Origin of the sequence: Dawidia soli, from assembly GCF_018598185.1 — a bacterium.
In the GTDB taxonomy this organism is placed as follows: Bacteria; Bacteroidota; Bacteroidia; order Cytophagales; family Cyclobacteriaceae; genus Ohtaekwangia; species Ohtaekwangia soli.
The window spans coordinates 19,876-39,511 of record NZ_JAHESC010000054.1; the positions used below are offsets into that span (position 1 = coordinate 19,876).

Genomic DNA, 19,636 nt, shown 5'->3' on the forward strand with positions numbered 1-19,636 from the left:
GATTTTCCGGAATTACCATCGATTACCTCATTTGCATTCCAGCGCACGTTGTGTTCAGCGATATTCTGTGAAAACAAAATCTGAGCGAAACATAACAATCCAATTGTCAAATATATTCTCATAATTTTTGCCTATTGTTGGCCGATCGACTTTTTGATTTTTAAAACTGCTTCAGGTGGGAACACCGTTACGAGGTTGTCAAAGTCGTCGTAGATAAAATATGTTTCAGCGTATTGTTTTACATTGTTTTCCAAGCTGTGTTCCACACGACGCAGGACAATCTTGTCGTCTATATCAGTGAACTCAATCGTCTCCCGTCCGTGCTCATCAAACGTCCTTGTGGCTAAAAGTTGGTTAGGTGCATAGTATGCCGCACCGCCGTTCCCTGCAAATGCGACATCTTCCCCGCGCAATTTGAACATAAAGACATCCGCGCTCTGATTGGTTTCATAACGGTATTCAATTTTTCTGCTTTGCCAAGCCTGTCCAGAAACTCCAATAAGCACAGGGCGATTCAGAGGGCTTTCTTCAAATACGGTTTCGGCGTACGGTACAGGATCGGTCGCAACGGCGTCAGTTCCTTGATAGAACTGTTGTTGTTCGCTCCCCACATACTGATTGCCCGCCGTTTTTGTGGCGAACGCGTGGTATGAATTTTCCATGGGAGGCACCGCATAAGGTAGAAACTTCCTGGTTTCGCGACCAAACGGATCATACTCGATTGGCTGAACGATATCTTTAAAAGTCGGACTCGATTTTAGCTGGACATTCTGCAAAGGCACTCCGAGTCCGTCGACGAATTGAACCGACTGCATCAGCGAATATGCGTCCAGCGATTTAAGCTGATTTTCGTCAGTAATGCCTTCCCGCCGAACATCGCTCGTGATGATATAATTTTGGTCGTCCTTAATGAATCCGTCGGAAACGAAAACACGCGGTGAAACGCCACTCCCAAGCACACCGTTTTTTGTCACGGTAACGTAATACCACCCCCTTGTTGTTGTAGATAAGGATGATGCAGTTCCAACCAACGCTCCGTTAGAGTCCCGCCATTCATAGCTATCAAACTGATGATCGACCTTTAGCGTTACGGGAACGCCTGAGGCGACCGACGTTTGTCCGTTTTCAGCCAGTATAACGGGCGGCTGCGTAACAAACACCGTAAAGGCAAGTTGAACGGAACTAATACAAGGACCGTTTTTCGTTGACGCTTTGAAACTTGTTGTTGAACTCAACTGCGCGGTACCCGGTCCGCCACTGAGCGCAACGCCGTCGGCACTATAATAAATTACCTGCGCCGGACTTTGCGTAACGACAGACGGCGATGCATGCGTACCTTTAAAGATATAGAGGTTACTTACCGAGGTAACAGGTGATGGCATTGAATAAACCGTAGCTATTGTGATTGACGGGCTGCTTCCGTTTGACCACTGGTACGGAGTTGTCTTTGTTCGCGACCTCAGATAGAACGTCTGGGGTTGATTAACCGTTATCGACGGTCCGGAGCCTAGTGCAGTGCTAGTGCCAGTAGGAGTTGTTTGCCACCACCATAGATAATTTGCATTTGCTGGAGGCGAACTTGTACGAGTGAGCGTTGTACTTCCACAACTGTATTCCGAACTGTAATTCGTCTCAGGTCTGGGAAGATCTGCTTCAGTCAGTCCGACTGTAACGATTAGCCAAGCGGTATACTGCTCGTCGGCTAGATACTCGTATGTTACAGACCGCGCCCCTTGCGTAGTAAACCTTATGACAGCGGAGGTGCCGTCAGCGCTCGGAGAAACTACATCGCCCGGACCTGCCGCCCAGAAAGCCGAATTTGAACTGCTCGGGGCTGTAACTATCTGACCCGATGAGTTTCGATACTCGACGGAATATGTGGCAGTTCCATCATATGCAACCGCCGTTGGGCCTTTAATTTCAACCGTGAAGTTTTGAGAATACAGTCGAACAGTTGCGGAAAGCAGCAATAAAAGGATAAGAAAAATGCGTGTCATAAGAAACATGCTAATGCGCAATGAATAATATAAAAACCATTCAAGTCGGTTCGGCTACTTAAAGCCGAGCTTATAGTTATAATAGTAATGTCGAATAATCTGATTATCGTTATCCAGAAACAATTTGAGCCGCCCTAGCCCGTCATACGTAAAAGATTTAGTGATGCCGTTTGGATCGGTAATGGATCGTACGCCGACCAAAGGGTCGTAAGTATATGTCGTAAGTAAAGATCCGGCCAAACTGGGATGGGTCCGCAGCATAGAGAGATTGTTTCCCACGGCTTGATAAGCCGCACTTAACGTAGCAGATGAAACGTACTCTGCCTTAGCTATTGGCAAACTATTATTGTAGCCCCACAAGTAGGACTCAACGGACTTGTTGGTAGCTCGGGAAGTCAACTTACCGGCAGAATTGTAGTCGTAAGCATATCGCTTGACGTACGGCAAGTGATTATAGTTCAACACACTGCCTGTAGTAGACGATTGTGCTAACGACTGTTTTTGCGTAGACTTCATAACATGCACTTCAGCGAGCTGAATATTCTTTGCGTCTCCAAAACTCTTGTACAAGAGCATTTTAGCTTCGACAATCAATTCAGTCGAGGCAACTTTCTCAAGAGATTGCATTTCTGAAACGGCCGAGTTTACGTTCAGTTCCTTCATTTTCTTCAGGCCATTGTAAAAAGGATCGGCTCCAAACGCTCCAGACGTGTTGTAATCCTGAGGATATTTCAAAAAATCAATTGTTGTGCTACCATCGGATTTGTTGTTTTCAATGCGTGTAGGGAAACGATGGGTCGGTGATGAGCCATAGTGAAAGTGCGTCGTCCTTGTCACAAGCGGTGCGCCTTCAATGCTATAGTCGGTTTCTTCCGTCATTTGAAGCGGATACCACATAGAAACTATAAAATACATGTGGTCGATTTCATAATCACTCATTAAATACGGGTAATCGGGGTCGTATTGAGCACCGTTCTCGCAAGGCGCGTGCGATCTTACGAAAACAGGCCTGAACGCCCAAAAGAAATGATCCTGAACAGCGCCATAGGTATTTGTAGTTGACTTCACTGTTGTTCCGGTCCTATTTCTTACAATTGTTTGCTTTAGCCGCAAGTCACGATCCATTTCATACCAGTTACTGGATTCATAAGTATATTCGGTACTACCAAGCTCCGCGTTTTCGCCAACCGATTCTATTACCTTTTTATAGGCTAAAGAGAAATCTGTTAAGCTGCCAAACAAGGAGCTATTTTCGCCGGTAACGACATAGATTACACATTGAGATGGATAGTCAACGCCAGTTTGTGCGCTACATGTTCCATAGCTTCCCGAGCGTGTATAGTTTGGTTGACCAAAAAATAGCGCTTGGTCGTATGAGTATTTTGTAACCCGCGTCCTGGTTCCGTCGAAGTCTTCCAAACGGCCAACCCGCAAACCTGGTCCCGGAACAAGAGCACCTACGTTCGACTGATACTGATTTTGCTCGTAGTGGAATGTAGTAGTCCCTTTAGTGGGATAGGTGATTTTCTGAAGCATCCCGGTGCGCGCTGCTAAGCTTGGTTCCCTATATGCGTTTCCATACGTCTGCCATTCATAGATATGAGGAACGAGGCCGGAGGCTGGATCGCCGGCGCCATTGCTGTATCCCCAGTGATCGATACCAAATCCAACCTTAGAGGGAAACGCAGAGTCTTCGTTGTAATACTGGAATTCATAAGGTTCTGCAAACTCGCTTCCCGATTTATATTGCTGAACACTGGTAAGTTTTAATCGAGATGTATTTATATCAGAAGTCCCGCTAAAGTAGCTTTGGGTTAGTTTGTATTTACGTACCGGCGTCGTTTCTCCTCGAAAGAAGACTTGTATTTCCGCTAACGCTTTGCTATTCCCACGAATGTCAAGCCGATTTGATGTTTGCGGGACTAGTCGGACTTCAGTAGTGCGTGAACGTATTGTTTCCAGTCGCCAGGACGTTACACTACTATAATTTGAGCCGGTGATGTTGAATATTTGGTCTCCGCACAGGTTGTTGTTGCCCCAGGGCGGTGCGCTGCTCATATATGAATGCTGAAGTGCAAAATTTGATGGAGATTCAATAATTTCAGGCGCATCAGTATACAAAAATTCGACGACATCATTTCCGTCCGGCGAGGTGATTGAAGTCAATAGCCATGAAGAGATGTGATTAGGTATCTGAAAAGTTCCACTCGAAGTCACGTACGACATTTCACGCTTTGTAAACGCATAGACGACCCCTTCCGGTGTTATGATGTTGAAATCATCACCGTTTTTTGTAATCTTTAAACCGTTATAAGGCAACGGAATGATTTGATTTTGGTATAAAATGAACTTCCCCGAGTACTGACCGCAATTGAATACAAACAAATCCGGTTCACCATCATAATATTGTTCTGCAATTCTATTAGCCGTAATGTCATCGATGAATGATAAGTGCCCAAGTTCATCCCAACGTTTTCCTCCTAGACTATTCATCGGATTTGAACCCTCTAGATCGGAAAATCCGCGAATAATGCGCGTTATGGAACCTCCGCCCTGTAAAGCCCAGCCAAGTCCAACCCAACTTGCGTCTTCAGCCGGTCTCAGACCATTGCTACCATAGGTTAATGATATTGGAACCGTAATAGGTCCTTCTTTCAACTCCCAAATCGGTATTGATACGTTTGCCATGCCTGTCGTATGGCTGACGGGGATGAGCCCAAATTTACCAAGCGAAGCCGCGTTGGGTGACGGGAACGAAATGCTCTTATTGAAATCCGGCTTATAGCCGGATGGTTGTGCGCGTAGCAGCAACGTTTGAGCCAGACAAACAAGCAAAATTAAATAGATCCTGTGCATATACACCACGTGTGAGTATTCGAGTGATATTCGTTTAAAACAGAAAGACAAAACGTTTCTGCTGAACGCAGATAAGGCTACATGTTATATGGATATTAGCTCGAACTCAGAGCAAGCATATAAGAAGAATCTTTTTTCCAACGCGCAGAGATACTGCGAAAAGAGCATACCAGTAGATGCTGAAGTACGCTGAAGCATATTCTAGACAGGTTAGATGAGAGAACCAGATTATAGCCAGTTAAATAAGCCTCCACGTTGGGGAGCAAGCTCCCATAGCGATGGAATGTTATTTGAACGTGCAAATATACAAACAAGCGACGAGTGTTTGTTCGATTGCCAAAAAAAACATCAAACGCATTAAACCCTTTAATTTCGCTTGTTTCAACGTTAATTCGTTCCAAGGCCTGAGTGTCTTGGTAGCCACTTTGTGGATCGTCTCTGCGACTTGGTCGATAAAGAAATAAGTTTTGAAAAGCACTGCCTATGGTGGATTCGCTGCCTTAGTCGTTTTGACCATTGTAGTGTTATGCGCAATCGACATCACCTTATTCCCTAATTATTACAATTTCTTCGCCTCTTCTGGGAAGGATAGTGATGCATATTTACAGACCAACACTTAAAAATCATAGTATATGAAATTATACAATCTTATCATCGTGTTGGCGGCATTTGCCATTGCTGTCACCGGCGCGATTGCGGGTCAGCGGAATAGCGCGCTTACGATCATCTACGGCAAAGATATCTCGACAAACCAATGCTTGCAGGGCGACCCCTCAACCATGCAGCCGGGCTGTTCCACGGCGGCGGCCAGTTTCAATGCACGATCATTATTTATGCGACGGGCCTACAGGGGCGTGCCTATAACAGCAAGATCGGGACAACGTACGTGCAACCCTTGTGGTATAACCAATACCCGTCATTTTGCGGTGCCAGATTGGGCTAGCTTCAATCTGACCTTACAGAAACTACCCGATATTTAACACAACTTTGCCCGTGGTGTTTCCACTCTGGAACAGGGCCAACGCCGCTGCCATGTTGGAGAACTCAAATCGGTGGCCGACCACGGGCGGTGGCAAGTGCAACGCCTGGATGTCACGCAGCATCCCGTGCATCAGCTCCTTTTCTTCGTAGATCCAGATGAGGTTGAACGCCATCACGGACTTGTTCGATTTGATCATGGTGAGCGGGTCAACACGCGGCCGGAATAAATACCGGAACAACAAACTGATATAATTGGGGCGATGCGACGCCGGCGTAAACTGCGCCGAGCCATAGGCCACCAGCCTGCCCATGGGCGCCAGCAGGTTGTAGCTATCGTAGAAATATTTTCCGCCGGTCGTTTCCAGGACCAGGTTCAGTGCCCGGTCGCCAAGCGCCTGCCGTAACGCCTGCCGAAAATGCTTTCCCCGTACCAGGGTTTTATCAAACCCTTCGCGCGTCAACAATTCCACCTTGCGCTCCGATCCCACGACGCCGATCGTGTAGGCGTCATACTTTTTTGCGATCCGGTGCGCTTGCAAGCCCACGCCGCCGGCGGCGCTGTGAATGAGTACCGTTTGCCCGGGCTTCAGATCTCCCAACGTTCTCAACGCATAGTATGCGGTGAACGTCTGCACGGGAAACGCCGCACCTTCCTCATACGACCATCCTTCCGGCAACGGGAACAAGTATGCCGGGTCGGCAACGATGTGGCTATCATAACCACCAAACCGGGTAACGCCCATGACCTGCTGCCCAACCTGAAACTGATCGGAATCCGACGCGAGTACGTCTCCGCTGAATTCGAGTCCGGGAATGAACGGCCCCTGGGGCGTGGCGCTGTAGAGGCCCATGATCGCGAAGAGATCCGCGTAGTTCAGGCCCACGCTCCGCACACCTACCAGCACCTTTCCCTTTTCGAGCACAGGGATCTCCGAACGTTGCGGCTTCAGGTTTCGCAACGAGCCCGTCTTTTCCACCCGATAAAATTCACGCATGCGCACAAGATACCACTCCGGGAGCTTCCGCGGTCAGCCCTTCGGAAATTTGTTTTTGACCTGGTAGCGTTTTTTCGAGTAGATTCGCAAAAAGAGAAGCCGTGGAGAATAACAGAACGCGTGGGATCCTGATCCTTATTTTTATCATGCTGGTCTGGGGCAGCTCCTATGCGATCACCAAATCCATCGTGGCAACCGTGCCGCCCATGTTCCTCGCCTTCATCCGCTTTTTTATTGCCTTGCTGTGCCTGCTCCCGGTCTACGTCCGGCATCGCCGTAAACAGAAAGATCTCCTTACGCTGCCGGATTATGTCAGACTGGTATTCATGGGACTGACGGGCGTCACGGGCTATTATATACTGTTCAATTATTCGCTCCTGTATACCGCTGCCGCCGTGGGCGCGCTGATCCAGGGATTTATTCCGATCGGCATAGCCTTGTTTGGCATTATCTTTTTAGGTGAAAAAGTAAGTCGACGGCAAATCGTCGGGATCATTATCTCTTTTGTCGGTGTTACCCTCGTGGGGCTGATCACAAACGACGCCGGACGTGAAACAAACACCATCCTCGGCAATCTTCTCATGCTGGCATCGGTCCTCTGCTGGATAGCGTATACGCTCCTGTCCCGGAAATCAAATCACCTCGATTCCATCACGACCACGTTCCTGGGCGGATGCGCCGGAACGCTCCTGTTGTTACCCGCCGCTGCCTACGAATATGCATATCTCGATGCGCCCATACGCATGGAAATTTACGATTGGATGGCCGTGGTATATTTCGGGGCCATCTCTTCCGCGCTCTGCTACCTGCTCTACAACCAGGCGCTGAAGACGCTGCCCGCGGCGATGGTGGGGAATTTCCTTAACCTGGATATACTGGTGGGTGTCATCATTGCCGTGCTGTTCCTGCACGAAACGATTACGACCTGGCAGGTCGTCGGTGGCGTACTGATCCTGTCCGGTCTGTTTTTGAGCTCCAAGGGTACGCACACTGCCTAGTGGCTTGAAACCGGCCGGTGTGAAGTTGTTCAAAAAGCTGATGAGCGTCGGCATGATCCATCATGCCGATTAAGATATCTTTTCCTTTTCAGCTTCTCACAACGTATTCCTTATCAGCGTCAGCATTTCTTCCGGGTGTACGCCGAGCCAGATCAGCATGAGCCCCAGCAAGGCCATGGTGAAGCTGCTGATGATATATACCAGCGGGTGGAGCTCTTCGGACGTGCGGACGTTTTCGCGCTGGTCGAACATCACGGCGATGACGCGGATATAATAATACAAGCCGATCACGCTGTTGATCACGAGGGCAAACACGAGCAGCCAGTGACTGGTGCGCACGCCGGCGGCGATCACATAGAATTTACCGATGAACCCGGCGGTTAACGGAATGCCCGCCAGCGAAAGCAGCATCGCACTGAAGACGATCGCCGTCAGGGGCCGGCGCCACAACAGTCCGCGGTAGTCTTCGATGAGCTCTGCATCGCGTTCTTTGTCCGACAGCGTGGCGATGATCCCAAAGGCGCCCAACGTCGTGATGAAGTATGCTACGAGATAAAAGGTAATGGCCTGGGTGCCGAGGTCTCCGCCCGCGAGGAACGCCACCAGCAGGTACCCGACGTGCGAGATCGAAGAATAGGCCAGCAGCCGTTTGACATTGCTTTGCCGTAACGCCAGGAAGTTGCCCACGAACATGGATGCTACCGCCAGGACGGTAAAGACGGTTACGAGCAACGTGAGCTGATGCCCCTGCACGGTGGTGAAGAAACGCACCAGCAACGCGATCATGCCCCCCTTTGACACGGTCGCGATAAACGCCGTGACCGGCGCGGGCGCGCCTTCATAGACATCGGGTGTCCACATGTGAAAGGGTACCACGCCGAGCTTGAACCCTACTCCTACGGTGAGCATGCCGAAGCCGCACCATACCAGCGGCGACACCTCGCGGTGGGCGGCAAGCCAGTCTGCCAGGCCCTGGAAGCTCATGGTACCGGTGGCGGCATACAACAGCGCCATGCCAAAGAGCAGAAAGGCCGAAGAGAAGGCCGCCAGGATGAGATACTTGATACCCGCTTCGTCGGAACGCTCGCGCTTGCGCAGGTAGGCGATCAGCGCATACAGCGATACGCTCAGGATCTCGAGCCCCAGGAAAAGCGATGCAAAGTGTTTGCTGATGACCAGAATAGCGCTGCCCAACGCGGCCAGGATGATCAGGATATAGTATTCTTCCTTCCGTTCCTCGCGCTGCTCGAAATATGCGTACGACATCATCACGACCATGAGGGTGGTCAGTACGATGAGGCCGATGTTGAAGATGCCAAAGCCATCGATGACCAGCAACGGTTCGACCGACTGTTGATGGCGGATGCTATAGGACGTCAGGAATATAAAATCAACCAGCAGCGAGACCAGCGTGATGATAAAGATCACTTTGTGGTTCCGCCGGATGGAGATCGAGAAGAAGTTCAGGATCGCCGCGCTGGACAGGATCCAGAGAGGTATGAGGCTTAGTAAATCAACCTTATTCATGGTTCCCTCCTTTCTCCGACAGCATGCCGCGCACGGGCACCGGTGTCGTGTTCTGTTGTTTATCGCTTATTTCCACGGTGGCGCGCGCCGTGTCGATCACACGCTGTGGGAACAATCCTAACATAATGATGACGACGGCCAGGGGTACGAGGATCAGCTTTTCGCGTAACGACAGGTCGGGTAATACGTGCGTGTGCGAATCCTTTCCGAGGAAGATCTTTTGCATGATGCGAAGCGAGTAGGCAGTCGCCGCCACCAGCCCCGCCGTGGCGATGGCCGTGAGTACCGGGCTGGCGGGCCATGCCCCGAGCAGCGTCAGGAACTCGGCGATGAAGTTGCCCAGGCCCGGCAGCCCGAGCGACGCCATGACAAAGACCAGGCTGACGGTTGCCATAAACGGCGTACGTTTCCAGAACCCGCCCATCTGCAGGATGTCGCGGGTATGCATGCGCTCGTAGAGCGCACCGGCCAGCACAAACAGCGCCCCCGTGCTGATCGCGTGAGTGATCATCTGCATGACCACGCCTTGCAGGGCGATCTCGGTGAAGGCAAACACGCCCAGCATGACAAACCCCATGTGGCTTACGCTGGTGTAGGCCACCAGGCGCTTCAGGTCTGTTTGCGAAAAGGCTTGTACCGCGCCGTACACAATCCCGACGGTACCCAGCAGCATGCCCCACGGCGCAAACTCAACGGCCGGGCCAGGGAACAACGGCAATGCGAAGCGGATGAGTCCATAGGCCCCGGTCTTCAACATCAGCCCGGCCAGGATAAAGCTGCCCGCGGTAGGTGCTTCCGAGTGTGCATCGGGCAGCCACGTGTGGAACGGCACCACGGGGAGTTTTACCAGGAATGCCGCGAGAAATCCGAGCATCAGCCAACGCGCCAGATCCGCCGACATGGGTGTGTTCAGCAGATCGGAATACTCAAATGTATAGACAGACGTTTGGTTGCCGTGAACAAAATACAACCCCAGGATCGCCAGCAGCATCAGCAGGCCGCTGGCCTGGGTGAATATAAAAAACTTGTAGGCGGCGTACTGCCGGTTGGCGTGCCCCCAGATGCCGATCAGGAAATACATCGGTATCAGCATTACCTCCCAGAAGAAATAGAGCAGGAAAAGGTCCAGCGTCACGAATACTCCGGCGATGCCGGCCAGCACCCACAACAAATTAAAATGGAAGAAGCCGGTGCGGTATTGGATCTCGTTCCACGACAGCAGCACGGCAAAGATGCCGAGGAAGAATGTAAGCGCCAGCATGAGCAGGCTGAGGCCGTCGAGGGCGAGGTGGAACGAAATGCCAAAGCTCGGGATCCAGGGCAGGTTGACCTCGGCGATCCATGTGGCGCCGGGCTGCAGCGACACCTCCTGACCGGCCCAGATCCAGCCGATCAGCAGCGTGTCGAGTATAACACTGGTCAGCGCGATGATCCTGCACCACACGGTGCTCCACGTCGCGACGATACCGGCCAGCACACCGCCGGCCATCAGAATAACGATCATCCATAGCAGTATCATGGCATCAGGGGTTTATGACAAGACTTAACGCGAGAATGAGCACTGCTCCGGCCGTAATGCCCATGATATACCATCGCAGGACGCCGGTCTGTGTACGGGCGAAGGTCCGGCCGAAGTACTCGGTGCCCGCAACCAGCCCTGCATAGAACCGGTCTATGACGTCGTGCTTGTTTATCTGCGACAGCCAGACAAAGGGCCGCACGATCAGCACATTGTACAAGTCATCGAACCGCCAGCCGGCATACCACAAGCGATGTACCTCGTAGCAGCTGCTTTTGATATCGTCCGCCACGGCGGGCTTCACGATATACAGTATATACGCCAGGAGGACGCCGCTCAGGGCCACCGTGGCCGCGATGAGCTGGATCACGATCTCCGAGCTTTCCGCGCCGGCGCGCAATACCGTCGACGGCAGGACCGGGCCCAGCAGGTCGCTCATCAGCGTTACATGACCGAGTGTATGCGGCAATTCTATCAAGCCGCCCGCCAGCGATAACACCGCCAGAACGATCAGCGGCACGTTCATCAGCCTGCCGGGGTGATGCCCTACATGCGTCTTCTCTTCTCCGAAAAATGTCACGAACACCATCCTGAAGGTATAGACCGACGTGATGAACGCCCCGGTGAGCGCCGCAACAAAGAACCAGAGATTTCCCTGTGCGCCGCCCCAGGCGAGCCAGAGGATCTGATCCTTGCTGTAAAAACCGGCCGTCACGAGCGGTATCGCCGCCAGTGATCCGGCACCGGTGAGGAACGTCCAATACACCACGGGCATTCGCTTTCGCAGTCCGCCCATGTTGAACATGTCGTGCTCGTGGTGCAGCGCCCAGATGACCGTGCCCGCGGCCAGGAAGAGCAGCGCTTTAAAGAATGCATGGATCATAAAATGAAAGACCGCGGCCGACCAGGCGCCGATGCCGAGGGCCAGGAACATATATCCGATCTGGCTGATGGTGGAATATGCCAGCACACGTTTCAGATCGTTTTGCGTCAGCGCGCTGCATCCGGCGATGAGCAGGGTAATGGCGCCGATGATCCCCACCCACAGCTGCGCGAGCGGAGCCAGCTCATAGATGCCATGCATGCGGGCGATGAGGTATACACCGGCGGTGACCATGGTCGCGGCGTGGATCAGGGCACTGACCGGCGAGGGGCCGGCCATGGCGTCGGGCAGCCAGCTTTGTAATGGCAACTGTGCCGACTTTCCCACGGCGCCGCCCAGCAACAGGAAGGCGATGAGCGTTGCCGTCTGCGAGCCGGGCGACCAAAGCTGCGGCGCCTTTGTCAGGATCTCCTGTATATCGAGCGTATGGAATACGCCGAACAGCATAAAGAGGCCGATCGCCAGCGCGGTATCTCCCACGCGGGTCATGATAAAGGCTTTCCGGGCGGCGTAGCCGTTCTTCTCCTCGTCGTACCAAAACCCGATCAGCAGGTAGCTGCAAAGGCCCACGCCTTCCCAGCCGAGGTATAGCAGTACGAGGTTGTCGGCCAGTACCAGCAGCAACATGGCGCAGACAAACAAATTGAGGTAGGCGAAGAACCGGGTGAAGCCTTCGTCGTCGTGCATAAACCCGACCGAATACAGGTGGATCAAAAAGCCGACAAAGGTAATGACGAAGAGGAACACCAGCGACAGCGCATCGAGGTGGAACGAGAACCCCACGGACAGATCGGCCACGGCAAACCAGCTCCAGGCCACGTCATGGTATGCCCGGGTGTGGGTGGTCAGGAACTCGTATCCGATCAGCAGGGTGATCAGGGCGGCGAGCCCGATACTGCCGCAGCCGATGATCGCTGCGATGCGCCGGGGCAGCGACGAACCGGCGAGCACGAGCGTCAGTGCTCCGAGAAAAGGTAAGGTGGGTATAAGCCAAAGGAGATGTATCATAACCTGAACGTTTTAGCCTTTCATTTTATCTGCGGCATCGCTGTCGAGGGTCTTCAGCTGGTGGTAGATCTGCAGGATCAGCGCCAGCCCTACCGACACTTCCGCGGCGGCCATGGTGACGATGAAGATGAACATCACCTGTCCATCGGCCTGGCCCCACCGGGCGCCCGCCACGATGAACGCCAGCCCGGCGGCATTCAACATGATTTCTACCGAAATGAGCATAAAGATGACGTTGCGCCGGACCAGCACACTGATGAGTCCCAGCGCGAACAACGTTCCCGCGAGCACAAGTCCATATTCCACCGCGATAGTTTCCATTATTCTGTTTTTTCGAGAAAACGATGAACGACCTTCTTTTTCTGACGCCCCAGGTGGTAGGCGCCGACGATGCCCGACATCAGCAGCAATCCGCACAGCTCCACGCCGATGATATAGGGGCCGTACAACGACCGGCCCACATCCTTTGCATCGATCACCTGATGCGATACCTCGGGCGTTGCCGACGTCACCAGTATATACACCAGCTCGCCCAGCAGGATGACCGACAGCACCCCCGGGCCGATCCAGGTGTTTCCCGAAAACCAGATCCGTTCCTGCTCCACGGCCTCTTCCTTCAGGTTGAGCATCATGATCACAAAGATGATGAGCACGACGATCGCCCCGGCATAGATGATCACTTCCAGCGCCGCGATAAACGGTGCGCCGAGTATAAAGAATACGATGGCCACCGCGAGGAACGAGATGACCAGGTAGAGCAACGCGTGGATCATGTTATAGCGTGTGATCACCATGATGGTGGCCAGGACGGCAACGGCAGAGGCTATATAAAAGGTGGCTTGCATGGCGTTTGCGTTTAGGGTACGAGGCTTCGGATATCGACCGGCACGTCTTCGTTCTCGGCCTGGCCTTTGTCTTTTCCACCGATGGCAAGGCCGGCGACTTTGTAATAGTTATACCCGGGATACTTGCCCTGGCTGTCGATGAGCAGGTCTTTCTTTTCGTAGACCAGGTTCTGCCGGTTATACTCTGCCATCTCAAAATCGGGGATCAGCTGGATGGCATAGGTGGGGCATGCTTCTTCGCAAAAGCCACAGAAGATGCAACGCGAGAAGTTTATGCGAAAGAACTCCGGGTAACGCCGGCCGTTTTCGTCTTCGGTGGCCTGCAGCGAGATACAGTCCACCGGGCACGCCGCGGCGCAGAGGTAACAGCCCACGCAGCGCTCGCCCATGTCGGGGTCGCGCGTGAGCACGATGCGCCCGCGCCACCGCGGCGGCAGCTTGGCTTTTTCTTCGGGGTATTGAATGGTGACCCGCTTCCGGAACATATGCAGGAAGGTGAGCCACATCGTTCTGATAATACTAAGCATTGCTCTATATAGTTTTAGTTGCCGAAGCCATTTTGTTCATGATACAGGATCCACCCGGCGGTGATCACCAGGTTGACCAACGTAAGCGGCAGCAGGATCTTCCAGCCGAACTCCATCAGCTGATCGTACCGCGGCCGGGGCAGCGATGCGCGCAGCAGGATGAACAGGAAGATAAAGGCGAACATCTTGACGATGAACCACACCACGGGTGGAAGAAAGCCAGGGCCCAGCCAGCCGCCGAAGAAAAGACAGGTGACCATGCACGAGATGAGCATGATGCCCAGGTATTCGCCCACGAAGAACATACCGAACTTCATCCCGGAGTATTCCGAGTGGAAGCCGGCGATCAGCTCGCTCTCGGCTTCCGGAATATCGAACGGAAGCCTGTGCGTCTCGGCGATGCCGGCGATGAGGAAGATCACAAAGCCCAGGAATTGCGGCACGACAAACCACATGCCTTGCTGCGCCTCGACGATCTTGTGCAGGCTGAAGGAGCCTGTCATCAGCACGACGCCCATCAGCGAAAGTCCCATAAATACTTCATACGAGATCAGCTGCGCGGCCCCGCGCATCGCGCCCAGCAACGCGTACTTGTTGTTGGAGGCCCATCCGCCGAGAATAATACTATAGGCGCCCATCGACGACATGGCGAGAAAGAACAGCAGGCCGATGTTCAGGTCGGCCACGATCAGTCCCGGCGCAAACGGGATCACGACAAAGCTCAGCAGCGCCGTGATCACGACGATGGCCGGTGCGATGATAAACACCTTGCGGTCGGCGAAGGGTGGCACCCAGTCTTCTTTGAAGAACAGCTTCAGCGTATCCGCCAGCACCACCAGCACGCCAAAAGGTCCCGCCCGGTTGGGGCCGTAGCGATCCTGCCAGAGCGCCAGCAGCCGTCGTTCAAGCCAGATGAGGCCCGGGGCCACGATCAGCAAGCCTGCCAATACCCCGACCGTAATGAGAATATGATTAAGCGTGTCGTTTTGCATAGCTGAGATCATTCAGGTTTTGACGTTGGTTGCCGCGCGGCACGATGGCCCACTCCGGCAGGTCCGCATACGGCACACCGTCGATGCCGTACGGCATGCCCGCGATACCCACCGGCAGGACGTCACTGAGCTTCACCGGCAGCCGATACGATTGCGACTCGATGGTAAATACGAGGGGGTGCCCCGTTTCCACCCCCAGCGCCGCCGCATCCGACGGATGGAGCAGGATGTACGGTTGGGGTACGCGCTGGGCGACGGAAGGCGCATGCGCGCTGAGCTCTTCCGAGCCAAAGATGTGGTGCAGCGATACGATCCACAGGTGATCGTCGAGGGGCCGGAACCGTTCGGGCACGCCGACGAAGTACGGAAGCGTTCCCTCGGTGCGGGGTTCGAGCAGGCGCACGCCGGGATCGTCGTCCCGCAACGAGCCGCCTACTTCTGCCTGGTATTTGTTGACGGACTGCACGGAGTTCCAGCCCGGCGCCCAGAAGTAGGGTATCAGGGATGACGGCGGCTGCCCGTGAAATCCTTCCATGGTATACGACAGCGGCGAGTCGGGATCTTCCGGCGGCTTCGGCTCGCTTACGTTTATATTGGCCTGCTGCGACGTGCGGCCGCTATAGCGATGCGTCTCGCGGGCGATACGCTGCCCCGCGATGCGGAACGCCGACGGCGGTGTGACCCCTGCCACGCCCCGGAGCAACGGCTCCTCGCGGTCCATGGCCAGGGTAACGTCTTCAAAGTTCTGCCAGGGGGCCATGCGGCTGTTCCCGATGCGATGCCCGAGGGTCAGCAGCCAGCGCCAGCTTTCGCGGATGATGTCGGTCGGCTCGTAGGCCTGGAAAAACCGCTGTGCCCGCCCTTCGTTGTTGACCAGTGTGCCGTCGGACTCGGCAAACGTTCCGGCGGGTATAATAACACTCGCTTTGGACACCGTCTTGTGCAGCAGGTGGTCGAGCACGATGACCCGCTGGCATTTGCTCAGGAACGCGTCGACCTCGTCGGCTTTTCCATGGCGGTATAGATCGTTCTCCATGACGATCACCGTGTCGGCGTGGCCGTTCATGACAGCGTTGAAGGCGGCGTGCAGCCGGTGCCCGCCCATCATGGCCAACCCGAGCGAATTACACTCCAGCATCGTCAGCACCAGGCCCGTCTGTTGTTTCTTCTTTTGCAGCGCCCACGCCACGTTGGCCGCGGCCTTCATCACACATCCCGACTCGCAGCAGGCGCCCGAGATGATCACCGGTCGCTCGGCGGCCAGCAGTGCCTGTGCGATGCGGTCGGCCAGTTGCGCCACGGCTTCGGGTAAATCCGTGGCATCGGGCACCTGCGGGTCCAGGCGATGCGCGACGGCAAATCCCAACCGGGCGATGTCGTCCGGCGCGGCGCGGTATACATCGCGTGCGAGCTCGTCGAGCTTGGTGGTATGCACGCTGGTTACGAACAGCGGCCCTTTGCTTTGTTGCGCCATCTCGCGGCGAGCGGCATCGTGCCACCCGGGAATGTGCACGGCGTCGGCGGCTTTGCCCGGCTCGTGCCTGACCGCCTGGCGCACCGCCAGCGCCAGGATGGGCGCGGTGTTGGTGATATCTTCGCCGAGAATGAAGACGGCATCGGCTTTCTCTACTTCGCGTGTCGACGGTGTGCGAACGGAGCCTTCGCGGAAGATGCGGATCGCCAGGTCGGCCAGGTCGTGCTCGTTGTCCGAAACGCCGTGATAAAAATTATCCGCGCCGACCAATGCCTTCAGCGCAAAATTCGATTGCAGGGATGCGCGTGGAGACCCGATGCCGATCACCTTCTTCGATTGGTTCCATGCGGGGGCCATGTGGTTGAGCAGCTGTTCCGGCGACACGACGGACTCTCCGGTCCACGCCTGGCGGATGCGTTTGTCCGCATTGACAAACTCGTAGCCAAACCGGCCCCGGTCACAGAGGAAATAGCCATTCACCTGGCCGTGAAAGCGGTTGGCGATCATGCGCAAAGTACCATAGCGTTCGCCGGCCACGGTGTTGCAGCCGATGCTGCAGTGCTGGCAAACGGACGGCGACATCGTCAGGTCCCACTTGCGTGTATAATGTTCTTTCAATGTCTTATCGGTGAACACGCCGGTGGGGCATACTTCGGCGAGGTTGCCGCTGAACTCGCTTTCGAGGATCCCGTCTTCCTCCCGGCCGAAATACACATTGCTTTTCGAGGCGTATACATCGAGGTCCTTGCCGCCGGCATAGTCCTTATAGAACCTCACGCAACGGTAGCACTGAATGCAACGGTTCATCTCGTGATTGATGAACGGCCCCAGGTACTGGTTGCGGTGCGTTCTCTTTTTGAACCGGAACCGGCGGTAGTCGTGCCCGGTCATTACGGTCATATCCTGCAGGTGGCAGGAGCCGCCTTCGTCGCACACGGCGCAGTCGTGCGGGTGGTTGGTCATCAGCCATTCGATGACCTGCTCGCGAAAGGCTTTGGCTTCCGGGTCGCTGATGCTGATCCGCTGGTTGGGCGTGACGGCCTCCATGCACGACATGACCAGCCGCCCGCGTGTATCGTTCTCATCTTTGTATACTTTTACCGCGCACTGGCGGCAGGCCCCCACCGAGCCGAGGGCGGGGTGCCAGCAGAAATACGGCAGATCGAACCCGAGCGTAAGACAAGTCTCCAGCAGGTTCTTACCCGTGGGAATTTCATATGTTTTGCCATCGATCACTATAGTTGCCATCGTTCTTTCGTTTGTTCCCACGGTTATACTGTTATAGGTTCCCGGGAGGCGTGCTCCCGGATATAGACTTCAAAATCTTCCCGGAAATATTTGAGTGCGCTTTGCAACGGTTCCATGGCGCCCGGCGCCAAGGCACAGAATGTGTTGCCGGGACCGAGTAAACGGGTGTGAAGCTCGAGCAGGGGTATATCGTCTTTCCGCCCGTCGCCGCTTTGCAGGGCGTGTAATATTTTTTCGATCCAGGGCAGTCCCTCGCGACACGGTGTACAGAACCCGCACGACTCCTGCGCAAAGAAGTGAATGAGGTTTTTGACAAACCCGACGACGGATGTTTTGTCGTCGAGCACGATCACGGTGCCGGTGCCCAGGCGGCTGCCGGCCGCGGCCACGGAAGGGTAATCCATGCGTACGTCCAGGTGGTCGCGCACCAGAAAATCGGTGGACGCCCCGCCGGGCAACGCGCCCCTGAACGACAGGCCGTCGTGCATGCCGCCGGCGTGCTCTTCGATCAGCTCGCGCAACGTCGTGCCCATGGGCAATTCCCACAGGCCCGGCCGGCGCACCTTTCCGCTCACGCCGTAGATCTTGGTGCCGGCATCGCCGGTCAGGCTCAGTTTTTGAAACCACTCCGCCCCGTGCGTGATAATGTGCGGAATGCAGCACAACGTTTCCACGTTGTTGACGATCGTCGGCTTGCCAAACAATCCACTCACCTGCGGAAACGGCGGCTTCGCCCGCGGGGTGGCACGCTTGCCTTCCAGCGAATTGAGCAACGCCGTCTCCTCACCGCACATATAGCGGCCGGCACCGGTGTGCAGGTGCATTTCCAGATTAAAGCCTGTGCCGAGTATATTTTGCCCGAGGTATCCGGCCTCGTAGGCTTCTGCGATGGCCGTGGTAATGGCTTTGGCTGCCGTGTGATACGCCCACCGCAGAAATACAAACGCGGTATCGGCCTGCAGTGCCCAGGCGGACACGATCATGCCTTCGATGAGCTGGTGCGGCGCGCGCTCCAGCAGCAGCCTGTCCTTGAACGTGCCCGGCTCCATTTCATCGGCGTTTGCAATCAGGTATTTGGGCTTCGGTGCATCCAGGGGTACAAAGCTCCACTTCAACCCGGTATTAAAACCGGCTCCCCCCCGCCCCCGCAGATTCGAGCTCTTGACTTCAGCCTGTACGGCCTGTGGCGTCATCGCCAATGCCTTTCGTACGGACTGGTATCCACCCTTCAATTCATATTCCCGAAGGGTAAGCGGCACGCCGTCCGCGCGGATGTGGGAGGTCAATGGTTTTTCAGACATAGCGGTCCAGGATTTCGTCCAGTTGTTCGGGGGTCACGTTGCGATACAGGTCATGATCGATCATCAGCGCCGGGGCGCAATCGCAGGTACCCAGGCACGGGTTGGGCAGCATGGTGAACCGGTCGTCGCCCGTCGTCTCGCCATACCGAATGCCCAGTTTCGACTGCAGGTACGCGTGCAGCTTCTCATAGCCCATTACCCAGCAGGTGATGCTGTCGCACACGAGAATGATATGCCGCCCCACGGGCTTTCTGAAGATGAGGTTATAGAAGGTGGCTACCGAGTCGAGCTCCGCGGGCGACATCTCCAGAAAGGAGGCAATATCTTTCAGGGAATCATCCGAGATCCACCGGCGTCTGCTCTGAACGATCTTGAGCGCTTCGATACAGGCCGCCTGCCGGTGCGGCACGACGTGTATCGCTTTTTCAATTTCAAGGATCTCTTCTCCGGTTAACATATCGTTGTCGTTAAAGTATAGATCGTGA

Annotated in this window: 15 protein-coding genes; 2 read left to right on the top strand and 13 right to left on the bottom strand. The window is 54.6% G+C overall.

The genetic code is table 11. The features are described from left to right. Positions 1 to 131: 131 nt before the first annotated feature. Both KK078_RS26080 and KK078_RS26085 read right to left on the bottom strand, forming a co-directional pair. A complete protein-coding gene (locus KK078_RS26080; RefSeq protein WP_254093280.1) occupies positions 132 to 1,382 on the bottom strand; it encodes a DUF6443 domain-containing protein in 1,251 nt (416 codons plus the stop codon). Positions 1,383 to 2,051: 669 nt separating this feature from the next. Beyond that, positions 2,052 to 4,853 (bottom strand): RHS repeat domain-containing protein, encoded by a 2,802-nt coding sequence (locus KK078_RS26085; protein ID WP_254093281.1) that lies wholly within the window; start codon positions 4,851 to 4,853, stop codon positions 2,052 to 2,054. A gap of 632 nt (positions 4,854 to 5,485) precedes the next feature. Between KK078_RS26085 and KK078_RS26090 the strand changes: the two genes are divergently transcribed. Further along, the gene (locus tag KK078_RS26090) at positions 5,486 to 5,833 is read left to right on the top strand and encodes a hypothetical protein (protein WP_254093282.1); all 348 of its coding nucleotides are present in this window, start codon (positions 5,486 to 5,488) and stop codon (positions 5,831 to 5,833) included. On the opposite strand, the gene KK078_RS26095 is transcribed toward KK078_RS26090, so the two are convergent. Further along, positions 5,819 to 6,829: a zinc-binding dehydrogenase gene (locus KK078_RS26095; protein WP_254093283.1), complete on the bottom strand. Its 1,011-nt coding sequence runs from the start codon at positions 6,827 to 6,829 to the stop codon at positions 5,819 to 5,821. The genes KK078_RS26090 and KK078_RS26095 overlap by 15 nt on opposite strands. 101 nt (positions 6,830 to 6,930) lie before the next feature. On the opposite strand from KK078_RS26095, the gene KK078_RS26100 reads away from it, so the two are divergent. Further along, positions 6,931 to 7,827: a DMT family transporter gene (locus KK078_RS26100; RefSeq protein WP_254093284.1), complete on the top strand. Its 897-nt coding sequence runs from the start codon at positions 6,931 to 6,933 to the stop codon at positions 7,825 to 7,827. Between the two features lie 96 nt (positions 7,828 to 7,923). Here KK078_RS26100 and KK078_RS26105 read toward each other — a convergent pair whose 3' ends face one another. From KK078_RS26105 to nuoE, 10 genes are read right to left on the bottom strand one after another with little or no spacing between them, the layout of a single operon-like run. Further along, positions 7,924 to 9,354 (bottom strand): NADH-quinone oxidoreductase subunit N, encoded by a 1,431-nt coding sequence (locus KK078_RS26105; RefSeq protein ID WP_254093285.1) that lies wholly within the window; start codon positions 9,352 to 9,354, stop codon positions 7,924 to 7,926. Continuing rightward, positions 9,347 to 10,873 (bottom strand): complex I subunit 4 family protein, encoded by a 1,527-nt coding sequence (locus KK078_RS26110; protein ID WP_254093286.1) that lies wholly within the window; start codon positions 10,871 to 10,873, stop codon positions 9,347 to 9,349. The genes KK078_RS26105 and KK078_RS26110 overlap by 8 nt, the downstream gene beginning before the upstream one ends. A 4-nt stretch (positions 10,874 to 10,877) precedes the next feature. Further along, positions 10,878 to 12,764, bottom strand: coding sequence for an NADH-quinone oxidoreductase subunit L (nuoL, locus tag KK078_RS26115; protein WP_254093287.1), 1,887 nt, complete (start codon positions 12,762 to 12,764; stop codon positions 10,878 to 10,880). A gap of 12 nt (positions 12,765 to 12,776) precedes the next feature. Beyond that, entirely contained in the window at positions 12,777 to 13,085 is a 309-nt protein-coding gene (nuoK, locus tag KK078_RS26120; RefSeq protein WP_254093288.1) for an NADH-quinone oxidoreductase subunit NuoK, read from the bottom strand. Continuing rightward, positions 13,085 to 13,609, bottom strand: a complete 525-nt coding sequence (gene nuoJ / locus KK078_RS26125; RefSeq protein ID WP_254093289.1) for an NADH-quinone oxidoreductase subunit J — start codon at positions 13,607 to 13,609, stop codon at positions 13,085 to 13,087. The genes nuoK and nuoJ overlap by 1 nt, the downstream gene beginning before the upstream one ends. Positions 13,610 to 13,620: 11 nt before the next feature. Then, positions 13,621 to 14,136, bottom strand: coding sequence for an NADH-quinone oxidoreductase subunit NuoI (nuoI, locus tag KK078_RS26130; RefSeq protein WP_254093290.1), 516 nt, complete (start codon positions 14,134 to 14,136; stop codon positions 13,621 to 13,623). 14 nt (positions 14,137 to 14,150) lie between these two features. After that, positions 14,151 to 15,128, bottom strand: coding sequence for an NADH-quinone oxidoreductase subunit NuoH (gene nuoH / locus KK078_RS26135; protein ID WP_254093291.1), 978 nt, complete (start codon positions 15,126 to 15,128; stop codon positions 14,151 to 14,153). After that, positions 15,109 to 17,850, bottom strand: coding sequence for an NADH-quinone oxidoreductase subunit NuoG (nuoG, locus tag KK078_RS26140; protein ID WP_254093292.1), 2,742 nt, complete (start codon positions 17,848 to 17,850; stop codon positions 15,109 to 15,111). The genes nuoH and nuoG overlap by 20 nt, the downstream gene beginning before the upstream one ends. Before the next feature lie 23 nt (positions 17,851 to 17,873). Beyond that, the gene (gene nuoF / locus KK078_RS26145) at positions 17,874 to 19,151 is read right to left on the bottom strand and encodes an NADH-quinone oxidoreductase subunit NuoF (RefSeq protein WP_254093293.1); all 1,278 of its coding nucleotides are present in this window, start codon (positions 19,149 to 19,151) and stop codon (positions 17,874 to 17,876) included. After that, complete coding sequence (gene nuoE / locus KK078_RS26150; RefSeq protein ID WP_254093294.1) at positions 19,144 to 19,608, bottom strand: NADH-quinone oxidoreductase subunit NuoE; 465 nt, start codon at positions 19,606 to 19,608, stop codon at positions 19,144 to 19,146. Before nuoE ends, nuoF begins: the two co-directional genes overlap by 8 nt. Positions 19,609 to 19,636 lie beyond the last annotated feature (28 nt).

Coding starts and splice junctions, on each gene's coding strand:
- KK078_RS26080 (WP_254093280.1), bottom strand. CDS start 1,382: ATGCCATCACCTGTTACCTCGGTAAGTAACCTCTATATCTTTAAAGGT.
- KK078_RS26085 (WP_254093281.1), bottom strand. CDS start 4,853: ATGCACAGGATCTATTTAATTTTGCTTGTTTGTCTGGCTCAAACGTTG.
- KK078_RS26090 (WP_254093282.1), top strand. CDS start 5,486: ATGAAATTATACAATCTTATCATCGTGTTGGCGGCATTTGCCATTGCT.
- KK078_RS26095 (WP_254093283.1), bottom strand. CDS start 6,829: ATGCGTGAATTTTATCGGGTGGAAAAGACGGGCTCGTTGCGAAACCTG.
- KK078_RS26105 (WP_254093285.1), bottom strand. CDS start 9,354: ATGAATAAGGTTGATTTACTAAGCCTCATACCTCTCTGGATCCTGTCC.
- KK078_RS26110 (WP_254093286.1), bottom strand. CDS start 10,873: ATGATACTGCTATGGATGATCGTTATTCTGATGGCCGGCGGTGTGCTG.
- nuoL (WP_254093287.1), bottom strand. CDS start 12,764: ATGATACATCTCCTTTGGCTTATACCCACCTTACCTTTTCTCGGAGCA.
- nuoK (WP_254093288.1), bottom strand. CDS start 13,085: ATGGAAACTATCGCGGTGGAATATGGACTTGTGCTCGCGGGAACGTTG.
- nuoJ (WP_254093289.1), bottom strand. CDS start 13,609: ATGCAAGCCACCTTTTATATAGCCTCTGCCGTTGCCGTCCTGGCCACC.
- nuoI (WP_254093290.1), bottom strand. CDS start 14,136: ATGCTTAGTATTATCAGAACGATGTGGCTCACCTTCCTGCATATGTTC.
- nuoH (WP_254093291.1), bottom strand. CDS start 15,128: ATGCAAAACGACACGCTTAATCATATTCTCATTACGGTCGGGGTATTG.
- nuoG (WP_254093292.1), bottom strand. CDS start 17,850: ATGGCAACTATAGTGATCGATGGCAAAACATATGAAATTCCCACGGGT.
- nuoF (WP_254093293.1), bottom strand. CDS start 19,151: ATGTCTGAAAAACCATTGACCTCCCACATCCGCGCGGACGGCGTGCCG.
- nuoE (WP_254093294.1), bottom strand. CDS start 19,608: ATGTTAACCGGAGAAGAGATCCTTGAAATTGAAAAAGCGATACACGTC.